At 48.9% G+C, this 20169-nt stretch carries 17 protein-coding genes; 13 read left to right on the top strand and 4 right to left on the bottom strand.

The window, feature by feature from the left end; genetic code table 11:
• Positions 1-32 precede the first annotated feature (32 nt).
• The 3 genes from AC3Y23_RS21150 to glnA all read left to right on the top strand — a co-directional run bounded on the left by AC3Y23_RS21150 (position 33) and on the right by glnA (position 4126).
• Positions 33-989: a 4-hydroxy-3-methylbut-2-enyl diphosphate reductase gene (locus AC3Y23_RS21150; RefSeq protein WP_379202699.1), complete on the top strand. Its 957-nt coding sequence runs from the start codon at positions 33-35 to the stop codon at positions 987-989.
• A gap of 380 nt (positions 990-1369) precedes the next feature.
• Positions 1370-2416 (top strand): 3-deoxy-7-phosphoheptulonate synthase, encoded by a 1047-nt coding sequence (gene aroF, locus AC3Y23_RS21145; RefSeq protein ID WP_379202697.1) that lies wholly within the window; start codon positions 1370-1372, stop codon positions 2414-2416.
• Positions 2417-2701: 285 nt separating this feature from the next.
• Entirely contained in the window at positions 2702-4126 is a 1425-nt protein-coding gene (gene glnA / locus AC3Y23_RS21140; RefSeq protein WP_379202695.1) for a type I glutamate--ammonia ligase, read from the top strand.
• Between the two features lie 118 nt (positions 4127-4244).
• Here the strand turns inward: glnA and AC3Y23_RS21135 are convergent, their stop codons facing one another.
• Positions 4245-5312 carry a LacI family DNA-binding transcriptional regulator gene (locus tag AC3Y23_RS21135; RefSeq protein WP_379202693.1) on the bottom strand — a complete coding sequence of 356 codons (1068 nt, stop codon included), beginning with the start codon at positions 5310-5312 and terminating at the stop codon, positions 4245-4247.
• A gap of 364 nt (positions 5313-5676) precedes the next feature.
• Here AC3Y23_RS21135 and AC3Y23_RS21130 point away from each other — a divergent pair, with 364 nt between their 5' ends.
• The 8 genes from AC3Y23_RS21130 (at position 5677) to AC3Y23_RS21095 (ending at position 14732) form a co-directional block, all read left to right on the top strand.
• Positions 5677-7062 (top strand): ABC transporter substrate-binding protein, encoded by a 1386-nt coding sequence (locus AC3Y23_RS21130; protein ID WP_379202691.1) that lies wholly within the window; start codon positions 5677-5679, stop codon positions 7060-7062.
• Positions 7063-7163: 101 nt separating this feature from the next.
• The gene (locus tag AC3Y23_RS21125; protein ID WP_379202689.1) at positions 7164-8057 is read left to right on the top strand and encodes a carbohydrate ABC transporter permease; all 894 of its coding nucleotides are present in this window, start codon (positions 7164-7166) and stop codon (positions 8055-8057) included.
• A complete protein-coding gene (locus AC3Y23_RS21120; RefSeq protein WP_379202687.1) occupies positions 8058-8894 on the top strand; it encodes a carbohydrate ABC transporter permease in 837 nt (278 codons plus the stop codon).
• A gap of 12 nt (positions 8895-8906) precedes the next feature.
• On the top strand, positions 8907-11657 hold the full coding sequence (locus AC3Y23_RS21115) for a GH36-type glycosyl hydrolase domain-containing protein (protein WP_379202685.1): 2751 nt from the start codon (positions 8907-8909) through the stop codon (positions 11655-11657).
• A gap of 49 nt (positions 11658-11706) precedes the next feature.
• Positions 11707-12594 (top strand): hypothetical protein, encoded by an 888-nt coding sequence (locus AC3Y23_RS21110; RefSeq protein ID WP_379202683.1) that lies wholly within the window; start codon positions 11707-11709, stop codon positions 12592-12594.
• A gap of 104 nt (positions 12595-12698) precedes the next feature.
• Positions 12699-13787 (top strand): 3-phosphoserine/phosphohydroxythreonine transaminase, encoded by a 1089-nt coding sequence (gene serC / locus AC3Y23_RS21105; RefSeq protein WP_379202681.1) that lies wholly within the window; start codon positions 12699-12701, stop codon positions 13785-13787.
• Between the two features lie 103 nt (positions 13788-13890).
• Positions 13891-14355, top strand: coding sequence for a tRNA (uridine(34)/cytosine(34)/5-carboxymethylaminomethyluridine(34)-2'-O)-methyltransferase TrmL (gene trmL / locus AC3Y23_RS21100; protein WP_175374163.1), 465 nt, complete (start codon positions 13891-13893; stop codon positions 14353-14355).
• 122 nt (positions 14356-14477) lie between these two features.
• Entirely contained in the window at positions 14478-14732 is a 255-nt protein-coding gene (locus AC3Y23_RS21095; protein ID WP_066373981.1) for an AbrB/MazE/SpoVT family DNA-binding domain-containing protein, read from the top strand.
• A 376-nt stretch (positions 14733-15108) separates the two neighbouring features.
• On the opposite strand, the gene AC3Y23_RS21090 is transcribed toward AC3Y23_RS21095, so the two are convergent.
• Both AC3Y23_RS21090 and AC3Y23_RS21085 read right to left on the bottom strand, forming a co-directional pair.
• Complete coding sequence (locus tag AC3Y23_RS21090) at positions 15109-16173, bottom strand: phosphodiester glycosidase family protein (RefSeq protein ID WP_379202678.1); 1065 nt, start codon at positions 16171-16173, stop codon at positions 15109-15111.
• Entirely contained in the window at positions 16170-16577 is a 408-nt protein-coding gene (locus tag AC3Y23_RS21085; protein ID WP_379202676.1) for a hypothetical protein, read from the bottom strand. Before AC3Y23_RS21085 ends, AC3Y23_RS21090 begins: the two co-directional genes overlap by 4 nt.
• Before the next feature lie 286 nt (positions 16578-16863).
• On the opposite strand from AC3Y23_RS21085, the gene AC3Y23_RS21080 reads away from it, so the two are divergent.
• Together AC3Y23_RS21080 and AC3Y23_RS21075 are read left to right on the top strand one after the other, a co-directional pair.
• Positions 16864-17520: a response regulator transcription factor gene (locus AC3Y23_RS21080; RefSeq protein ID WP_379202674.1), complete on the top strand. Its 657-nt coding sequence runs from the start codon at positions 16864-16866 to the stop codon at positions 17518-17520.
• A gap of 68 nt (positions 17521-17588) precedes the next feature.
• Complete coding sequence (locus AC3Y23_RS21075) at positions 17589-18806, top strand: aminotransferase-like domain-containing protein (RefSeq protein ID WP_379202672.1); 1218 nt, start codon at positions 17589-17591, stop codon at positions 18804-18806.
• A 329-nt stretch (positions 18807-19135) separates the two neighbouring features.
• Here the strand turns inward: AC3Y23_RS21075 and AC3Y23_RS21070 are convergent, their stop codons facing one another.
• The gene (locus AC3Y23_RS21070; protein ID WP_379202670.1) at positions 19136-20038 is read right to left on the bottom strand and encodes a DUF2161 family putative PD-(D/E)XK-type phosphodiesterase; all 903 of its coding nucleotides are present in this window, start codon (positions 20036-20038) and stop codon (positions 19136-19138) included.
• Between the last annotated feature and the right edge of the window lie 131 nt (positions 20039-20169).

The following is a 20169-nucleotide window of genomic DNA, read 5'->3' as shown; positions in this document are numbered from 1 at the left end:
GCAGTCAACGACAGCAGAAAGCTGGTGAAGTCATGGAAGTCATCAAAATATCGCCCCGGGGCTATTGCTACGGTGTGGTCGATGCTATGGTTATGGCACGGCAGGCCGCGCAAAATCTCGATTTGCCCCGGCCGATTTATATACTGGGCATGATTGTGCATAACAGTCACGTTACCAACTCGTTTGAGGACGACGGAATTATTACCCTCGATGGTACTAATCGTCTGGATATTCTGGACAAGATCGACAGCGGTACAGTAATTTTCACTGCGCATGGAGTGTCGCCAGAGGTACGCCGGGTGGCCCGGGCCAAAGGCCTGACTACTGTAGACGCTACCTGTCCCGATGTGACGAAGACGCATGACCTGATTCGGGAAAAGGTTGAAGAAGGATATGAAGTCATTTATATCGGCAAGAAGGGTCATCCTGAGCCTGAGGGTGCGGTCGGTATTGCGCCGGAGCATGTGCACCTGATCGAGAAGGAAGAGGAGATCATGAATCTCTCGGTTTCTTCCTCACGAATTGTGATTACGAATCAGACCACAATGAGTCAATGGGATATCAAGCATATTATGAAAAAACTGCTGGAGACGTATCCCGGCGCCGAGGTCCATAACGAGATCTGTATGGCTACCCAGGTGCGGCAGGAGGCTGTGGCAGAGCAAGCGGGACAGACTGATCTTGTCATTGTCGTGGGCGATCCGCGCAGCAACAACTCCAATCGTCTGGCACAAGTGTCGGAAGAAATTGCTGGTGTACCCGCCCACCGAATCTCGGACGTCTCCGAGCTTAAGACGGAATGGCTGCAGGGTGTTAAGAAGGTAGGGGTAACTTCAGGCGCTTCTACACCAACCCCGATTACGAAGGAAGTCATCAATTATTTGGAGCAGTATGATCCTGAGGTTCCGGCAACCTGGGAGATTAAGCGTACTGTGAATATGGCGAAGCTGCTGCCGCCGGTCAAGAACAAGACAGCGAGCACGAACTAATCTCCTGACATTGAACTTATAGGATGGATTAAGAGAGCGTATTACACCGGATTTCGGCGTGTGCGCTTTTTTGTTATGGGATAGAACTTTTCTCAACCACACTTACAGATGTAATGATAATATTCCTTTCGCTTCCATTTCGTAATTTGCTGAATCCTTTTTCAGGCTTTAGAGTCTGGAAATTTGAGCGTTTTCAAATCGGGCTGTTTTGTGAAAATGGGCCACGGCGGGTTGACGAAATGGGTATTTTCCGCTAGAATTGCTTTAGTGATTAAAAGCATAAAAGCTAAAAAGCTAAAAAGCTTAAAAGCGTCATAGTGGAACGAAGTGCACAAACACTGACTAATAAATTACGTTAAATGTGGAAAGGAAGATTAATTATGATCGTCATTACATCGAACCAAACTCCGGAAGAACAGGTGCAGGATATTATCAGAGTTATTGAAAAAGAGGGGCTGCAGGTCCACCTCTCCCGCGGTGCTGACCGTACCGTCATTGGTCTGATTGGAGGTGTTACACCTAAGCTGGCTGAGCATCTGCGGCAGATGAAAGGGGTAGAGAATGTCGTTAAAATCTCTAAATCCTACAAACTGGCGAGCCGTGACTTCCACCCGGAAGATACAATCATTGATATTCGCGGTGTCAAAATTGGTGGCGAGAACCTCGTCATCATGGGCGGACCTTGCGCTGTTGAATCCCCGGAACAAATCGATGAGATTGCCCGCCTAGTGAAGGCCTCTGGTGCTCAAGTGCTCCGCGGCGGTGCATTTAAGCCACGTACAGGACCATACAGCTTCCAGGGCGTGGGTGTAGAAGGCTTGACGATGATGGCAGAAGCCGGCAGACGTCATGGTCTGTTGACGATTACCGAAGTTATGACTCCGGAATACGTAGATATTTGTGCGGAGCACGCAGATATTCTACAGGTAGGTACACGTAATATGCAAAACTTCGATTTGCTGCGCAAGCTGGGCACCTGTGGGCGTCCTGTGCTGCTCAAACGTGGTTTCAGTGCGACCTATGACGAACTGCTGAATGCAGCAGAATACATCCTGGCAGGCGGTAACCGTGATGTTATGCTGTGCGAGCGTGGTATTCGTACATTTGAGACGTACACCCGCAATACACTAGACCTCTCGGCGATCCCGGTTCTGCAAAGTCTGAGCCATCTACCGGTCATCTCTGATCCTAGCCATGGCACCGGACGTCGTGAACTGGTGGAGCCAATGTCCAAGGCGTCCGTCGCTGCAGGCGCCAACGGCCTTATTATCGAAATGCACACCGATCCGGACAATTCCATGACTGGCGATGGTGTACAATCACTGTTCCCGGATCAGTTCGACAACCTGCTTAGAGATCTTGAGAAGCTCGCTCCGCTGGTTGGACGTAAGTTCTCTCAAGGCCCTGAACCTGTAGTAACTGTGTAATTTTTGCTCATATCTGCTGTTCAAATAGCCCGCTTATCCCGCGTCATTACTGGGATAAGCGGGCTATTTGATTTTGGACCGGACAAGATGTGTGGCTGGACGGACCTTTTTTACCATTTTCACTAAAGCGTTAGAAAATCTTACATGGAATCAAGAAATACCTGACATAAGCATTGACGATGTTAGGTATGAGATTTATAATGACGACAGCAAAAAAAATATAAAACAAGAACATTTGCATACTGTGAGCGGCTTAATGTTCGGAAACTTGGGGAGGAAAATATCATGTCGGTTGAAAAAGTGTTGCAAACTATCAAAGAGAACAACATTGAGTGGGTGGATTTCCGGTTTGTAGATTTGGGTGGACGTGCGCATCATATTTCGTTGCCTGCTTCTGAAGTAGAAGAAGAAACTTTTGTGAATGGTGTAGCTTTTGACGGTTCTTCCATTGCCGGCTTCCGCGGAATTGAAGAATCTGACATGGTTATGATGCCAGACACTGAAGCGACATATATCGATCCTTTTACGGCACACCCGACGCTTAACATCATGTGCGACATTTTCACTCCTGATGGCGAACGTTATGAGCGTGACCCGCGTGGTATCGCAGTTAAAGCAGAAGAGTTCTTGCAAAAGAGCGGTGTAGGTACGGCAGCATTCTTTGCACCGGAATCTGAATTCTTTATTTTTGACGATGTTCGCTATGAGAGTGGTATGAACAGCTCTTCCTTCTTCGTGGATTCCGAAGAGGCAGCTTGGAACACTGGACGCAAGGAAGAAGGCGGTAACCTCGGCTTCAAAGTTGGTGTAAAAGGCGGCTATGTACCTGTAGCACCAGTTGATACCCAACAAGATCTCCGTAGCGAAATGTGCCGTATCTTGGAAGAAGCAGGACTGCGCATCGAGCGTCATCACCATGAAGTAGCAACTGCAGGTCAAGCGGAAATTAACTTCCGATTTGACACCTTGAAGAAAACAGCCGACAACCTTTTGACTTATAAATACATCGTGCATAACACAGCTCGTCAATACGGCAAAGTAGCAACCTTCATGCCAAAACCATTGTTCGGTGATAACGGTAGCGGTATGCACGTGCACCAATCCATCTTTGACGGCGATTCTCCTTTGTTCTATGAAAAAGGCGGATATGCTAACCTGAGTGAAATGGCGCTGAACTACATCGGAGGTATTCTGTACCATGCTCCGGCGCTGATCGCTTTGACTAACCCGAGCACTAACTCTTTCAAACGTCTGGTTCCTGGCTACGAAGCTCCGGTTAACCTGGTATTCTCCAAAGGTAACCGTTCCGCTGCAGTTCGTATCCCGGTAGCTGCTGTGACACCTAAGGGCTGTCGCATCGAGTTCCGTACACCGGATTCCACAGCGAACCCTTACCTGGCCTTCTCCGCAATGCTGATGGCAGGTCTGGATGGAATCAAGAAGAAGATCAACCCGCAAGAATTGGGTTATGGTCCACTTGACAAGAACATCTATGAACTGGAAGATGCAGACAAAGAGAAGATCCGCAGTGTTCCAGGAAGCCTAGGCGAAGCGCTTGATGCTTTGGAAGCAGACTATGAGTTCTTGACAGAAGGCGGCGTATTCTCCAAAGACTTCATCGATAACTATATTGGTCTGAAGCGTTCTGAGGCTCAAGCAGTGAATATCCGTGTTCATCCACATGAGTACTCCCTGTACTTCGATTGCTAATCCGTTGCTAATCTAATAAATGTTCAACCTGCAAAGCCCCCGGGACACCTCCCGGGGGCTTTTTAGCGGCTTTTCTGTCAATTAATATGCTGAGGGCCTCTCAGAGCTCCTTGGAGCTTTACAGCGGTGCAGTGGTAGTCTTCGGTAGTGATAGGCCACATGACGGCTTAGAGGCGCCACAGGACTCTCTAATGATAAGTTCAGGCTCAACAAGAAAGGAACTGGTGCTCGACTGATTGTTAATAAGGTCATAAAGCATCAAGGCGGCGAGCCGCCCAAGTTTATTTTTATTCTGGCGGACTGTGCTTAGAGAGGGTGTCGTGTACTTGCAAGCCTCGATGTCATCACAGCCGATAATGGCGACTGTATCAGGTACCGAAATCTCGGCTTCCTTGAGTGCGCGCATTGCGCCGATGGCGATCTGGTCGGAGGCAGCGAAGATCGCCCGGGGCAGGTTGCCGTTAGCGATCATTCGCGTCATAGCTTCATATCCGCTGGATTCAAAAAAGTTATCCCCGTTCAAAAACCAGTCCTCGTTGATTGACATTCCCAGATCTTCAATAGCTTTGCGGTAGCCGCTCTCACGCATATTTGATATCTCTGACTCCTGATTACTCCCGAGATAACCGAGTTCACGGTAGCCTTGCAAATAGAAATGCTCAACGACTTTAGCGGACATCTTGAAATTATCGGACATGATGTAGCCGGAGCTAGACCCGAACAGCTTCATATCGACACCGATGCAAGGAATCGAACTGTGATCCAGTTTTGTGATGGAATTCTCTAGCTCTTCTCCGGAGAGCAGCACACATCCATCGACGTTGTAATGCCAGCACCGGGCCAGATAATCATTGATACCCCCGTTTGTAAACTTTTCATTGGAGAAAAAGATAAGATCATAACCCAGCAGACCCATTTGCTTTTTAAAGGCGTTTAGAACCTCTACGAAAAATGGAGGGGTGAAATCGATATTCAGCATCCCGGCAAAAATAACGCCGATCAAATGTGAAGATTTGGTTGAGCGTGGTTTGGATGAAATGGGAGGAGCGTAGCCAGTTTCTTGGATAATCTGTAGCACCTTGTCGCGTGTACTAGCAGAAATGTCACTGTAATTATTGATGATTTTAGAAACTGTCGATACCGAAACGCCTGCAAGTTTAGCAATATCCTTAATGTTATAGGTCATTAAAAGACCTCCTTATTCTAAATAACAACGTGATAGGCGGGAATTTTATATGTTTCTGTATTTTTCAATGAATTGAATGCATATTTACGAAATAGTTTCGGATTTTATTTTATATTTTAAACGAAAGGTAGTCAATGCTTGAACAGGCTGTTACAGGGGGGATTGAGGGGGAATCCTTGTTTTACAAGGTTTTTTTGAGGAATTAGCCAGGGGTTTAAAAAACGCTTTACAAAAATAAACAACGATGTAATAATAAAAATTACGAAACCGCTTTCTGGATTTGGCTTCTATTGTTCGAAACATCAGATATTTTCTGGACATGTGTTTCGTAATGTTAGAACAATTTATTCTGGGGGGTAACAAAATGGTAAAGAAGCTTTCTGCAGTCTTGCTAAGTTCTGTTCTTTTGCTGGGATTATCAGCATGCGGAGGCGGAAATAACGGCAATGGTGCAAGTGGGGAAGCTACAAACGCTCCATCGAATGCGGCAACGGGAAAATCTGCATCCGGTGAGAAGAAGGTTGTTAAGATCCTGCATTGGAAGCAAGAGAACATTAACAAAGCTATTCAAGAAATCAACAAGAAATTTGAAGAGAAATATCCTGAATACAAGGTGGAGTACACCACTACCGGGCCTGATGACGAGTTTAAACAGGCGCAAAGAGCAAGAATTACCGCTGGTGATGTTGACGTTCTTGCCGACCTGTCCGGGATGAGACTGTCTCCAAAGGATTGGACACCGGGTGCGAAAGTGCCAGATTGGCAGCAGTGGATCGATTCCGGTCTGATTGCGGATCTATCCGACCAAGCTTTCGTGAAGAACTACAATGCCAACGATATTGCCAAGGCGGGTACTTATAACGGAAAAGTATATGCCCTGCCAACCGGTAAAGTCGCGATGTCAGGATTCTTCTACAATAAAGAAATCTTCGAGCAAAACGGGCTTTCCGTTCCAACGACCTGGACGGAGTTCATCAAAGTGCTGGATACCTTGAAAGATAAGAACATTACGCCAATCGTAGTGGCTGGTAAAGACGTATGGCCATTGAAACTGCCAGTCTTCGGTCTGCAAGCGAAAATTCTTGGCGGCGGTGACCAGAACAAATGGATCGAGGGTGTATGGAAGGGAGAAACGGCTTACAATGATGCAGAATCTGTAGAGGTTCTGGATAAGATGAAGACGCTTCAGGATAAATACATCATTGATGGATTTATGGGTATCGACTATGCAACAGCACCGTCCTTCTTTGCTACAGGTAAAGTAGCGATGATTGCCGACGGAACCTGGGATGCACCAACTATTGCAACTGCTAATCCGGATTTGAAATTTGGGTACTTCCCGATCCCTGCTACTGAAGATGCAGCGAAGAACAATTCTCTTGTTGGAAAATACGATGTAACCTGGTATGCCGCAGAGAAAGGCCCGAACAAAGAGGGCGCGCTGAAATGGCTGGAGTTCTTCTCTGAGCCGGATAACTACACAGCGTATGTGAAAGCGGCCGGCTTCCTGCCAACACAAGACAATATTCAAACCGAGAGCGAGTTCATCGATAAAGAGCTTTCGCCATACCTGCGCGGAGACTTTGAACTGGCTTACGAAATTCTGATGATCAACCGTGTGAATGTCGGCGAGCACCTTGCTGCTGAAGGCGTACACACAGAATACCTGGCTCCGGGCGGCGAATTCAAGACGGCCAAAGAACTCGCCGATGTGCAACAGAAAGAATGGGAAGCGGCTGCGCCTAAATAAACTGCTAAAGGTTCAAGAATTAAACATACTGTGCAGCTTCGGGGTCTGTCCTGTGCAGGCCCCGATCCTTTATTTTGAATCAAAATTAGGCAGGTGAGCGAATGTATCCCTTCGGTAAAGGTATAAAGCGCTATGTGCCCTTTCTATTTTTGCTGGTGCCATTGGCGTTGTATGTTATTTTCTATTTCGGACCCTCAGTGATGACGGTCATTTATTCGTTTACAAATATAAAGAATGTGCCTGGTAGTGAATTGAAGTTTGTTGGTCTGCAGAATTACTATGATGTATTCTTCTCTGGCAATTCAGGCGAACGCGTGGACTCCATTATACGAACTCTTTATTTCATGGTGATTGTTACGGTTGTGCAGAACGGACTTGCGCTATTGGTGGCTGTGATCATTAATCAGAAGCTAAAGGGTGATTATTTCTATCGTGCGGTATTTTTTCTACCGGTAGTTCTTGGTGTTGCGGTAGTGGCGCTAGTATGGAGCATGATGTTTGATCCGCTCAGCGGTCCTGTGAACTATCTATACAATGCGTTGTTCGGTTATAAAGATATGTTCTTTGGAAGCTTCACCCATGCCTTCGGCTACATTATATTTGTACAAATCTGGATGTACATGGGCTATTCCATGCTGATCTTTCTGGCCGGACTGCAATCCGTACCGAAGGATCTGTACGAGGCAGGATATATCGACGGTACAAGTAGATGGCAATCGTTCAAAAACATTACGTTTCCGCTGATCGCTCCTTCCTTTACGGTCAATATGCTCCTGTCGATCATCGGTGCCATGTCCACCTTTGATATTATTCTGGCCACAACAGACGGACGCTTCAATACCAGAACGATGGCTTATGATGTCTACAAAGAGACCTTCCGTGGCAGTCTGGAGATGGGTCTGCCTTCTGCGCTTTCTGTTGTACAGTTCCTGATCATTCTTGTCTTTGTTGTGATCGCTGTAAAACAAATGCGCAAGAGAGAGGTGGAATACTAGATGAAAGACTCCAGATCCGCCAAAACTCTTTCTTACGTCGTTGTAGCGATACTTCTCGTGCTGTACATCATACCGCTACTCTTCGTCTTTAACGTTTCATTCAAGTCCTTCACGGAGTATCTACTGGACCCTATGGGAATTGTTTCTAATATTCAGTGGAACAATTACAAGGATGCCTGGGTACAGGGGAATTTCTCTAACTATTTCCTCAATAGCCTGCTGTATACGGGGGTTGCCACGGTATTGACACTCATCGTGTCGCTCTTCGGCGCTTTTCCGGTGGCACGGGGATATGTGAAGTGGAGTGGCTTTATTTATATGTTCTTCCTGCTCTCGCAGTTTCTGCCCAATCCAATGGTAGCTCAGTTCAAACTGATGCTCGCCATGAAGCAGGAACTCGGATTTGTAGGTTATGATACAAAACTGGGTTATATCCTGTTAAAAACAAGCGGAACAGGCATCGTCTTTATGATGTTCACTGGCTATATCAAATCCATTAGCCGTGAACTTGACGAAGCAGCAGGGATGGACGGCTGTGGCTATAACCGCTATCTGTTCCAGATTATTATGCCATTGATGAGACCTGTGATTGCCACCGGCGTCATTTTGACAGCCATCGGCATCTGGAATGACTTTGTCGGCCCGGTCATGTATCTGCCTAGCCCGGATAATTATCCGATCACCTTCGGGTTGAAGGAATTCCGTGGCCAATACGGCAATAACTGGCCGATGCTGGCCTGCGGTATTATGATCGTATCTACTCCGCTGATCATTCTGTACACTTTCATCCAGAAATACATTGTCGATGGTGCACTGGCAGGTGCGGTTAAAGCGTAAACAGCAATACAAATGAGAGGATGGATATTAGTGGAGCGCAATGAAATCAAAGGCTGGAAATTTATAGGAAACAATGGGGAGTTCAATCTTCCACAGCCAGATCGCAGCAGTTTTTTATATTTTCCTTTAGTAAATGAGGGTGGCATGATGTCTTCGATCACGCCTAAGCTTCACGGCCAGGCTACTTCAGGACATAATACGTTTCTGACACCGCCTTTGTCGGTTGAGGATTTGCATAATTCGCGGGCTTCGCGTAACTTCTGGGTATACGTAGAAGGTAAAGGGGCGTGGTCGGCAGCAGGAAACTCTGCCAAACAAAACGCAGCTTTCTATAAGGACAACGCTGACGAGTCTGAGCTCGAGGCTGGCCTTCTCTATCACCGGGTAACCCGTAGCAATAAAGAATTCGGCATTTCTGCCGAGATTACCAGTTTTGTGCCATGCGGTGAAGATAAGGTAGAGTTGACGAAGGTCGTTCTAACGAATACAGGAATTGAGAAAATCACATTGACATCGACAGCGGCTATTCCGCTGTATGCCCGGTCTGCGGATGACTTGCGCGATCACCGTCATGTGACATCGCTGCTGAACCGGGTCTATACCTCCCCGTTCGGCATTGAAGTACAACCGGCACTCTCCTTCGATGAACGCGGTCACCGTGTAAATCACACCTCGTATGGGGTATTCGGAGCAGAAGAGAACGGAAGCGGTCCAGTTGGATTCTTCCCTGTGCAGGAAGAATTTATTGGTGAAGGTGGAAGCCTGGACTGGCCGGAGGCTGTAGTGCTGAACAGCAAGCCAGCCACCTACGCTGAAGCCGAGCTGGAAGGGTATGAGGCGCTGGGTGGACTTCGGTTTGCGGAGACGGTCTTGAATCCAGGCGAAAGCCATTCTTACATTATTGTGCTGGCGATTGAAGGCGAGCGGATCAATATTCCTGTGCTGATGCAGAAATACGGTACAGCTGCAGCCTTTGATGCTAAACTGGAAGAGAATAAATCGTTCTGGAACGACAAGGTGAACACCGTTGAATTCCACACTGGTGAACATGATGTCGATCAGTGGATGAAATGGGTAACCCTTCAACCGGTGCTGAGAAGACTTTACGGAAACTCCTTCCTGCCATATCACGATTATGGCAGAGGGGGACGCGGCTGGCGTGACCTCTGGCAAGACTGCCTCGCCCTGCTTATCATGGAGCCGGAAGAAGTACGGAGCCTGCTCTTGAACAACTATGCCGGTGTGCGGATTGACGGCAGTAATGCGACGATTATTGGCTCGCAGCCTGGCGAATTCATCGCTGACCGCAACAACATTCCGCGGGTATGGATGGACCACGGGGCTTGGCCGTTCCTGACTACCATGCTGTATCTGGATCAGAGCGGAGATCTTGATTTCTTGCTGCAGGAGCAAATCTACTTCCGCGACGTCTTCATGAATCGTGCCCAGAAACGCGATACTTCATGGGATGCCGAGACAGGTAGCTCGCTAAGAACGACCTCCGGCGAAGTCTATACCGGTACCATTCTGGAACATATTCTCCTGCAAAACCTGGTTCCATTCTTCAACGTCGGAGAGCACAACAACATTCTGCTTGAAGGCGCCGATTGGAATGACGGACTGGATATGGGGGCAGACCGTGGAGAGAGTGTGACCTTCACATCCTTCTATGCTAGCAACCTGCTTGATATTGCCCGCCTGCTGCGCGACCTGAAGGAGCGCAAGGGTCTGTCGACCGTCGAACTGGCGGAAGAGATGACGTTGCTGCTCGATTCTCTTGGCGAAGGTGTGGACTACACCTCGGTATCCGGCAAGCACGAACAGCTCGAGCGCTACTATGCGGCAGCGCCGAATAAAGTTAGTGGTGTGCGGGTGGCACTGGATATTGACAAGGTAGTAGCAGATCTGGAGCGTAAGGCTAATTGGATCTTCGATCACCTGCGCAGCAATGAATGGGTACAAACCGAAGACGGCGGCGGCTGGTTCAACGGTTATTACAATAATGACGGTGAACGCGTAGAGGGAGAATTCCCTGGCGGCGTCCGCATGACGCTGACCGGTCAGGTGTTCCCGCTTCTCGGCCATGCTGCTGCACCTGAGCAGATTCCGAGTATTATTAACGCTGTTGAGAAAAATCTGTTGGATGACAAAATCGGCTACCGGTTGAATTCCCGTTTTGGCGGCATTCAGCAGAACCTGGGCCGTGCCTTTGGTTTTGCCTTCGGACATAAAGAAAACGGTGCAATGTTCAGCCATATGACGATTATGTATGGTAATGCACTCTATAAACGCGGATATGTTAAGGAAGGCCGGAAAGTGCTGGATTCCTTGTATCAGCTTAGTGCTGACTTTGCCACCAGCCGGATGTATCCGGGAATTCCGGAGTATATCAATGAGCAGGGCCGCGGTATGTACACGTATTTGACCGGTTCGGCCAGCTGGCTGCTGCTGACTATGGTGACAGAAGTGTTCGGTATCAAAGGAAAGCTGGGCGACTTGTTGCTTCAGCCTAAACTGGTACAAGAGCAGTTCGACCACAATGGGCAGGCAAGAATTAAGACTATTTTCGCAGGGCGTGAACTGGAGGTCGTCTACACTTCCGCTAATCGTTCTGCATATGGAGAGTATCAGATCCAGGGAGTTACACTGAATGGTAACCCTGTGGCGTTGCAGCGCAGTGTAGAAGGGGTTATCATCCCACGTACAGAACTGAACGCTCTATCAACCGATAAGCGCCATCTAATTGAAGTAGAGCTGGCGTAATCATTTGTTCCAAGTCTAACCCTTGTATTACGGAAAGGACGCATTCTATATGAGCAATATATTATCGAATGGCATCCTGTCGGTCGAAATTGCTGAGTTGGGAGCCTATACAGGCTCCCGTTTCGACTGGACAGGATTTATCACACAAGTAACTCTAGAGCAGGGAAAACACACGTTTTGTGTGCCGGAAAGTCTGATTCCCGGACATGGTAGCGGCGGCAGCGGATTATGTAACGAATTCGCCATTTCTCAGGCCATTGGATATGACGAGGCTCCGGTGGGCGGCTGGTTCCCGAAGCCAGGTGTCGGCCTGTTGCAGAGGGAGGATCTGGACCCCTACACCTTTATGGGGGATTACAAGCGGACTTCGTTTGTTACTGAAATAGAGGCCAGTTCGGACTCCATCACGTATACGGTACAGCCAATGGAGTGTAATGGGTACAGTATGCTCTTAACTAAGAGGATAGCCATCGCTCAGAATACATTGACCATTGACTATACGTTTGAAAACAAAGGAACAAAGACTATCGAAACAGAAGAATATGTTCATAATTTTGTCGGGATCGACAATAATCCGGTCGGAGTGGACTATGAACTACGGATGCCAGGGGTTATTTCTGTTGAGAAGCCCGAATCCGCTTATACATCGGAATTGCTGTTGACGGATGGAGAACGATTGGGGTGGAAGCGCCAGCCGGATCGTCCATTCTACTGCCTGCTCTCCATAGGCGCCAAAGGCGAAGTAGATTTCAACTGGGAGCTGATTCATAAGCCAAGTGGAATCGGTCTGAGAGAAAGCGGAGATTTCCCGATTTCAAAAATAGCTTTGTGGGGAGAAGGCCATGTGATCTCTCCTGAAGTTTTTGTGAACATTAGTCTTTTACCGCGTCAAAGCAAGCACTGGCGCCGTTCTTATGAGTTTTTCAAGCTTTCTTAGGGTATAAACTCATCTCTTATGTGAATAATTATACTTGCTGGTGTGTGAGATTACTGCTATCATATCGATATCCAGATTCATAGTAGAGAAAGGGTGGGAGAGTTTTGAGCAAGAGAGCATACAATTTTAATGCCGGTCCTGCGGCATTGCCGTTAGAAGTACTAGAACGCGCACAAGCGGAGTTTGTGGATTTTCGGGAGAGCGGAATGTCTATTATGGAGATGTCGCACCGTGGAGCCATATACGAATCTGTGCATAATGAAGCACAACAGCGTCTGCTTTCACTGCTGGGCAACCCGACAGGCTATAAGGTTTTGTTCACTCAGGGTGGAGCGAGTACCCAATTTGCAATGATCCCGCTCAACTTCCTTTCCGAAGGTAAAGTGGGCAGCTACGTGATGACGGGCAGCTGGGCTGATAAAGCTTACAAAGAAGCTAAGCTGGTGGGCGGTGTTCATGTCGCAGCTTCCTCGGAAGATCAGAAATTTCTGAAGATTCCTGAGCTGAGCTCCATCAAGGCTGCGGACAATGCGGCTTATCTGCATATAACGTCGAATGAAACAATCGAAGGCACACAGTACGCGGAGTACCCGGATTCCGGTTCTATTCCACTCATTGGCGATATGTCCAGTGATATTCTGAGTCGCTCGTTCGATGTGAACAAGTTCGGCCTGATTTACGCAGGTGCCCAGAAGAATCTGGGACCGTCCGGGGTAACAGTTGTGATCGCGAAGGAAGAGCTTATTGCTGAATCTCCTTCCCATATTCCGACGATCCTGCGCTACAGCACTCATACGAAGAATAACTCTCTGTACAATACGCCACCATCTTTCTCTGTATATATGGTTAATGAAGTGTTAAAATGGATTGAAGAGCAGGGCGGCTTGGCTGGAGTTGAATCCAAAAACCGTGAAAAGGCCGGTCTTTTATATGAATACATTGATGGAAGCGACGGTTTCTACCGTGGCGTTGCAGATCAAGGCAGCCGCTCCATCATGAACGTTACGTTCCGGATGCAGTCGGAAGACCTGGAGAAGCAATTTGTAAAAGCTGCTGAACAAGAAGGCTTTATCGGTCTCAAGGGTCATCGTAGTGTTGGCGGCCTGCGCGCTTCCATTTACAACGCTGTTCCTTACGAGAGCGTTAAGGCACTTGCCGATTTCATGAAGCATTTCCGGCAAACTCAAGGTTAATGATCGCTGTTCCTGACCTTCCGCCAATAGGCGGAAGGTTTTCTGCTTTAAAAATCAACAATCCCGGGCGGCTTTAAGTCCGGACAGAGAGGAATTACAGACTATGGCACTTCACATCGTTCTGGTCGAGCCGGAAATCCCGGCAAACACCGGCAATATCTCACGCACTTGTGCGGCGACAGGTACGCATCTACATTTGGTACGCCCGCTGGGGTTCCGCACGGATGATGCTACACTGAAACGGGCAGGGCTGGACTACTGGCATGCGGTCCACATTGAATATCATGATTCCTTTGCGGAAGTTCTGGAGAAATACAGCGAAGGACGTTTTTTCTATGCAACGACAAAGGCGGACAAGCGGTACAGTGATTTTGAATTCCAGGATGGCGATTTCTTTGTGTTTGGCAAGGAAACCAAGGGTCTTCCTGCAGAGATTCTCGAAGCAGGGAAGGAAACCTGCATGCGGATGCCGATGAGTACAGCGGTGAGATCGCTTAATTTGTCAAATTCGGCAGCGATTATTGTATACGAAGCGCTTCGTCAGCTGGATTTTCCACAACTTGTTTAAAATAAGACATGTTTTTTTAATAATTCAGCAGGATTCGACAATTTCATAACGAAATCTTAGTACAGGTCCGATATAAATATGTAATCCATTATTTAGTTGAACAGGAGAGGTGTAAGTTAGATATGAAACCTGCTGGAGTAGTTCGCAAAGTGGATCAGCTTGGTAGAATTGTTCTGCCAAAATCCTTACGCAAGAGATATCAAATGAATGAAGGAGATCCGGTGGAAATTTTGGTACAAGGCGACCATATTATTTTGGAGCGCTACCGTCCGAAATGTGTGTTCTGCGGATCGATGGAAGAAGTAAGCGAGTATAAAGATCGTTATATTTGTGCCGAGTGCCTTACAGAGATGACTCATTTGCAAAGACATGCATAATATAACGGTTTCGGCTTCTCGGATAGAGAGGTCACTCAAACTATGATTACATAAGAAAAAGCACCGCGCTTCTGCGGTGCTTTTTCTTATTCAGCCGGGCTCGCCAGTCACTTTTTGAAAGAGGGGCCAAGCGGTCCTGTGTTTGCTTCACGCAAAATCGAAAATTCTCTAGAGGCCTTTGGTTTTATCTTCGTTGTAAGAGGCAGTCAAAATGCCTGTCAGGAATAAAGCGAAAACAAGGGTAACAATCCAAAAGGTCAATGAAAACGACATGCCGGGCACCTCCAAAAGGGACTGTATTCGTTATCATGATTATACCCGTTCATCTGGTAAAAATAAACGTAAATGTGAGAAGTGGCATAGACAATCTATCATATTACTTAAAAAACAGGAAATTCGTAGGCACAGGCCGCAAATTACCGTCCGAAGGCTTGTTCACGACTCTTCCGTTAAAGATCAGCGAGGAAGAGCCTCCTCCATCCAAATTATATGCATCTATAACTCCCATATTAAAGAGCTTGTTCTGTAATTCCTCCAGCGTAGCACCGGAACTGCCATTTTCATTGTATCCGTCAGCGACCAGAATCAGGAGCTGATCATCTTTATATTTGCCCATCACTGTGCGAGGGGCTCGCTTGGGTGATGTCTTCCACTTCTCCGGGATCGGCATCTTCATGCTGTCCTTCAAAAGAACAGGAACGAAGGTTGCGCCAAATTGTGGTTCCAACTGGTCCAATTGCTCTCGGCTGTAAAATTTACCGCCGATCAGCTTGCCGTTCTTATTCAGTCCGACGAAGCTAAGGTCCTTATAGCTGGACTCAAAGCCGTTCAAATATTGGCCCCCGATTACAGTTGTGCTTAACGGATAGCGTTTGCCATCTTTGTCTGCAAAACCACCAGCATTAATCCCGGCGATAGCGCCGCTGCGGCTGACGGCTTGCATTGTGGTCTCCGCTCCGTTCACTGCATCCGCGAGGCTCATGGTTGCGGCTGATGCATCTTTAAGTTTGATTTTCAGAGCATAAGCTTTATAATTTCCTGGATTAAGCTGGAACAGTTCGATGACAACACGATCGCTGCTAACGACTTCGGAAGGAATGCCAAGTCTGGCGCTAATCCGGCGATTGTAAATGATCTGTGGGCGCGAGGCCTGCGTCTGAGCTGTATTCACAATTTGGTTCATTTCGTTGGTGGTGGCTTTGTAGAGCTTGGCACTGGCACTCACAGAATCTATGGTGTAGGCTGCAGTAGCCTGGGCTTGGATCAGTTCTTGTTTGAGTAAGCCAGTCTCCGCCATAGGTCCCTGAACAGGAGAGAATTGATCTACATGGAGCTGCAAATCAAGCGGGGGTTGAATCCACCATAGACCAATCAAGAGGCCGATGAACGGAGCGGTTAGCATCATGAAGAAGCGGTTGACTCTTTTGACAGGTGTCATCATTTGAGTAGATCCATTTCTTTCTTGAGGGCATCAAGCTGCTTGCGTACCTCGCTAAGCTGGGTATACAGCTTGTTGCTATTGTCTGTCTTGGCACTCGCATTGTCCTTGGTGAAGGTCAACAGTTCATTGAAGGTCTGCACAGTGCTCTGCAGTTCCTTCACTTCATCAGAGAGAGCGGCGATTTTGGACTCATAATCGGTCTTCAAAACGGTAAGCTGCTGCTGGCTTTGCGCGCTGAGCTGACTCAGCACTTGCTGCTTCAGATGGTTGGTGTAACTATACACGGCATAAACGCCAATTCCGATCATCACAACCCAGAACAGTAAAAACCATTTTACGGACGAGCCGTTTCTCGCAGCTGTACGGCGCGATTGAATCGGTGTCGATTCCGCTAGCGGTTGCATTTTATCACCTCGGGGCTTGTTCTTTTCAAGTCCCCATTCTATCAGACTTTGATTATTTTCGCAAAAATGTAAGAGAGTCAGATCATGATAAAAAATAATTGCATCCTATTAAACTACTGCGATACAATTTGCTATAGATTGGAATATCTGTGGGACGTATTCAAGGTAAGTAATAGAGAGGAATAAATCAATAAGACATCATATATCCTTGCTTGCGTCAAACCGGAAACGCCGCGGCGCTTTCCATTCTGGGTAAATACATATAAAGCAGGAGGTCTGGGCGTCAATGATGAAGGTTTGGCAGGTGGTCATTGTGGGATGTCATCCCACAAGCATGCTTGGAACGAAATTGATTCTGGAAGAAGGGGGAGAGCTGGAGGTTCTGGGGATGTATTCTACATGGACCGAAGGGGCCGCAGTAGTGCGGGAGAAGCAGCCTGATCTGGTGCTTACCGATTATCAAATGCCAGATGGAGAGGTAGAGAGTGTGCTGTTTGATATGAAGAACAGTTCGCCAACCTCTCATTTTGTTGTTATGACCGATGAAGATGGCAGAGAACTGCTGCAGTCATTTATAGAACTTGGGGCCAGCGGCATACTATCCAAAGGTGCCTCACCCGGACAATTGCTTCAGTTGATTAATGGATTACGGGAAGGTTTTCTCTCTGTTCCGCTCGAATGGATCAAGAAGGGCTTCTGGCCGATATCCCCGTCCAAAGGACTCGACAGCGTTCTGCAATTAACCCAGACAGAGACTTTTATAATGGAACGAATTGTGCAGGGGGTCACATATGACAAAATTGCGCTGGAGATTGATGTGAGTCGGCGCTCCATTGATAACTATCTTCGCAAAATCTATGTGAAGCTGGATGTCACCACAAGGGCACAAGCGATTGAGAAATTCGCTCTCTTCTCCAGACAGCATCGACAAATCTACGCTTGAGCTAGAGCAGGACGACATAATGCTGACAGGGTCTGAATATTCTTGGAACGAGGGAGGGGGAATTTCGCATGAAATACGACTTTTCCGCACGTGCGCACACGCTGTTGTCATCACAGCTCCTGAGCATACGGACCCAAACGCGGAGAGGCTCCATGATATCGTTAGCCGAAGAATTACCTGCGGAAGAGTTATTCCCGCTGTCCTTGCTTGCCGAGACAGCATCCACGGTCATCTCTGTTGATGCCGGGGCTCTTCAGTATGGAGATCCCGAGGGGTATGGGCCACTGCGTGAATGGCTAACGGGGGACTGGCTCAAAGCCAAAGGAGTGGCCGTCGCCGAAGGCGGAGTGCTACTGACAACAGGCAGCCAGCAGGCTATTGATCTACTATCCCGGGTCTATATTGATCCTGGAGATTGTGTGCTGGTCGAGAATCCAACTTCGCCGGGCATGCTTCAGGCGTTGCGGATGCAAGGTGCGGTGATTATTCCAGTCCAGGGCGACAGTGATGGATTGCTTCCAGATCATCTGCGAAGCCAGATCCTTCAGCACCGTCCCAAGATGCTGTATGCAGCGCCGAGCTTTACCAATCCAAGCGGAGTTCTATGGAGTCTTGCGCGGCGCAAGGAGATTCTGGAGCTTTGTATCGCGCATGATGTGCTGATTGTAGAGGATGATTCTTATGGAGATCTGCACTTTGAGCGGTACAATGAGCATCCTGTCGCCAAGTACCCATCGCTCTATGCGCTGGAAAATGTCAGTGACGGTGGACATGTACTCTACATCGGCTCCTTTAGTAAAACGGTTGCTCCTGCGCTGCGCACGGGCTGGGCGGCTGGCAGCCGGGAGCTGATTTCAATGATGGCTGCGGCCAAGCAAATGGCGGACTGGCAGTCGAGTTCTCTGAACCAGCGGCTGCTACATCACTTGCTGGATGTTTCCGCATTTGATTTGCGGGAGCATATCAAGCTGCTGAACCGGGAGTATCATACCCGATTCAAGTTGATGATTGAGCTGCTAAAGCGCCCCGCCTGGAAGCAAAGCTCATATAATCTTCCGGTCGGTGGCATGTTCCTCTGGGTGTCCCTGCCAGAGGGATTGGACGTCCATGCGCTGCTCCGCTGCGCGCTTGGTAAGGGAGTTGCCTTTCTGCCCGGACCTCTGTGCAGTGTAGATGGCGGGGGGCAATATATCCGTCTGAACTTTACCCATCCGGGCCGTGATGAACTGCTGCTCGGCATGAACCTGATGAGCGAGGCGGTTACCGAGTTTACCGCCCGTAGCTAAAGTGGCTGGTCGGGTGTACGCTGCCCCGGAACAGGCGTGACTTGAATAACGTGAAGAAGCATCCCGTGGGCCGGGATGCTTTTTGTTTATAGGGCGGTGAAGTTTGGCCGCCGCTCGGATTGCGCTTGCGGAGTCATATGCATGCGAGCTATTCTTTGGCCCTGCCGGAAGCTGCTGACGGCGCTGTTGATATATGTCCGTTGTCCGGTTCCCAGCGAACTAGTCGGTTATAAAGCTGGGCCGGATAGGATCTCTAGTGTCACAGGTCTGATGTGTGGTTACTGGTGAATTAGTTGGCTATAAAGCTGGGCCGGAAAGGATCGCTGCTGTTACAGGCCCGCTGTCCGGTTTCCGGTGACAGCGGCATATTCCACCAGGGCGGCATGCCCGCCCTTGGTGAGGGTGTAGCGGCCACGGGTGATCCGCAGGAACCAGCCGTAGTAGTTGTGCTGCAGGATGGCCGCCGCGCCGGGCACTCCGCTGCGCTTGCGCAGCTCCGCCGGGGTGATGCCGGCGGAGCGCTCTGCCGCCGCGCTGCCAGCGGCGGCCATCTCAGTCCGAGCAGCCAGCAGCTGCAGCTCGGACTGTTTCGCTTCCGCTGTGTCGGCGGAAGCGAACTCCGACGGCTGCCCCGCAGCAGCCGTCCCAGCGTCCCGTTCAGCGCTGCCGCGCGCTGAACGGACTCCCTGCAGCTCGGCTTCCGCCTCCTGCAGCGCAAGAGCCACGCGCAGCGCCTTCTCCCGATAGGCGGTGACGAGCTTAACGCCCGTGCTGCCGCCGGTGTTGTAGTCGCCGCTGCGCTCATGGAACTCATAGAGCAGGCGCTCGCGCTTTCGACCACCGCCGCGCCCGGCGGGCAAGGTCTCGTCCGGCTCGGCCAGCACTTCTACCACCGGCGCCTTCGTCTTATAGAAGGTCACGGTGATGAGCCCGATGCCGAGCCGGCGGCACAGTCCGCTCAGCTCGCCCCAGCGCTGATTGACCGCACCCTTCTTGTCCCGATTGCGCTCGACTGCAAGATAGACGTTCGGGCTAAGCTTTAGCCGTTCAACCCCCTGCAGCAGCAGGGCGAGGTTGAAGGATTTTTTCAGCTCCACAATCAGCGGGGGCTCCCCGTTCTCACGAATGCCTACCAGGTCGCAGGTCCGTACCTCGCCCTTGATCTCATAACCCTGCTTTTCAAAAAAAACCTTTAATGGAGCATACAGCTCCGTTTCATGCCGTACGGCCATAGTTTGTCACTCCTGTACCCCATACTCGCAGGGTCTGCGCCCGATATTTAAAACAGGCATAATCGTCCATGCCTGACTTTGTGGGGTGATTTACTGATTCTCTATTATAGCACAGCAAAAAATAGGTCAAC

Source organism: Paenibacillus sp. MAHUQ-45 (assembly GCF_058133325.1).
This window is presented reverse-complemented; position numbering and strand designations above follow the sequence as displayed.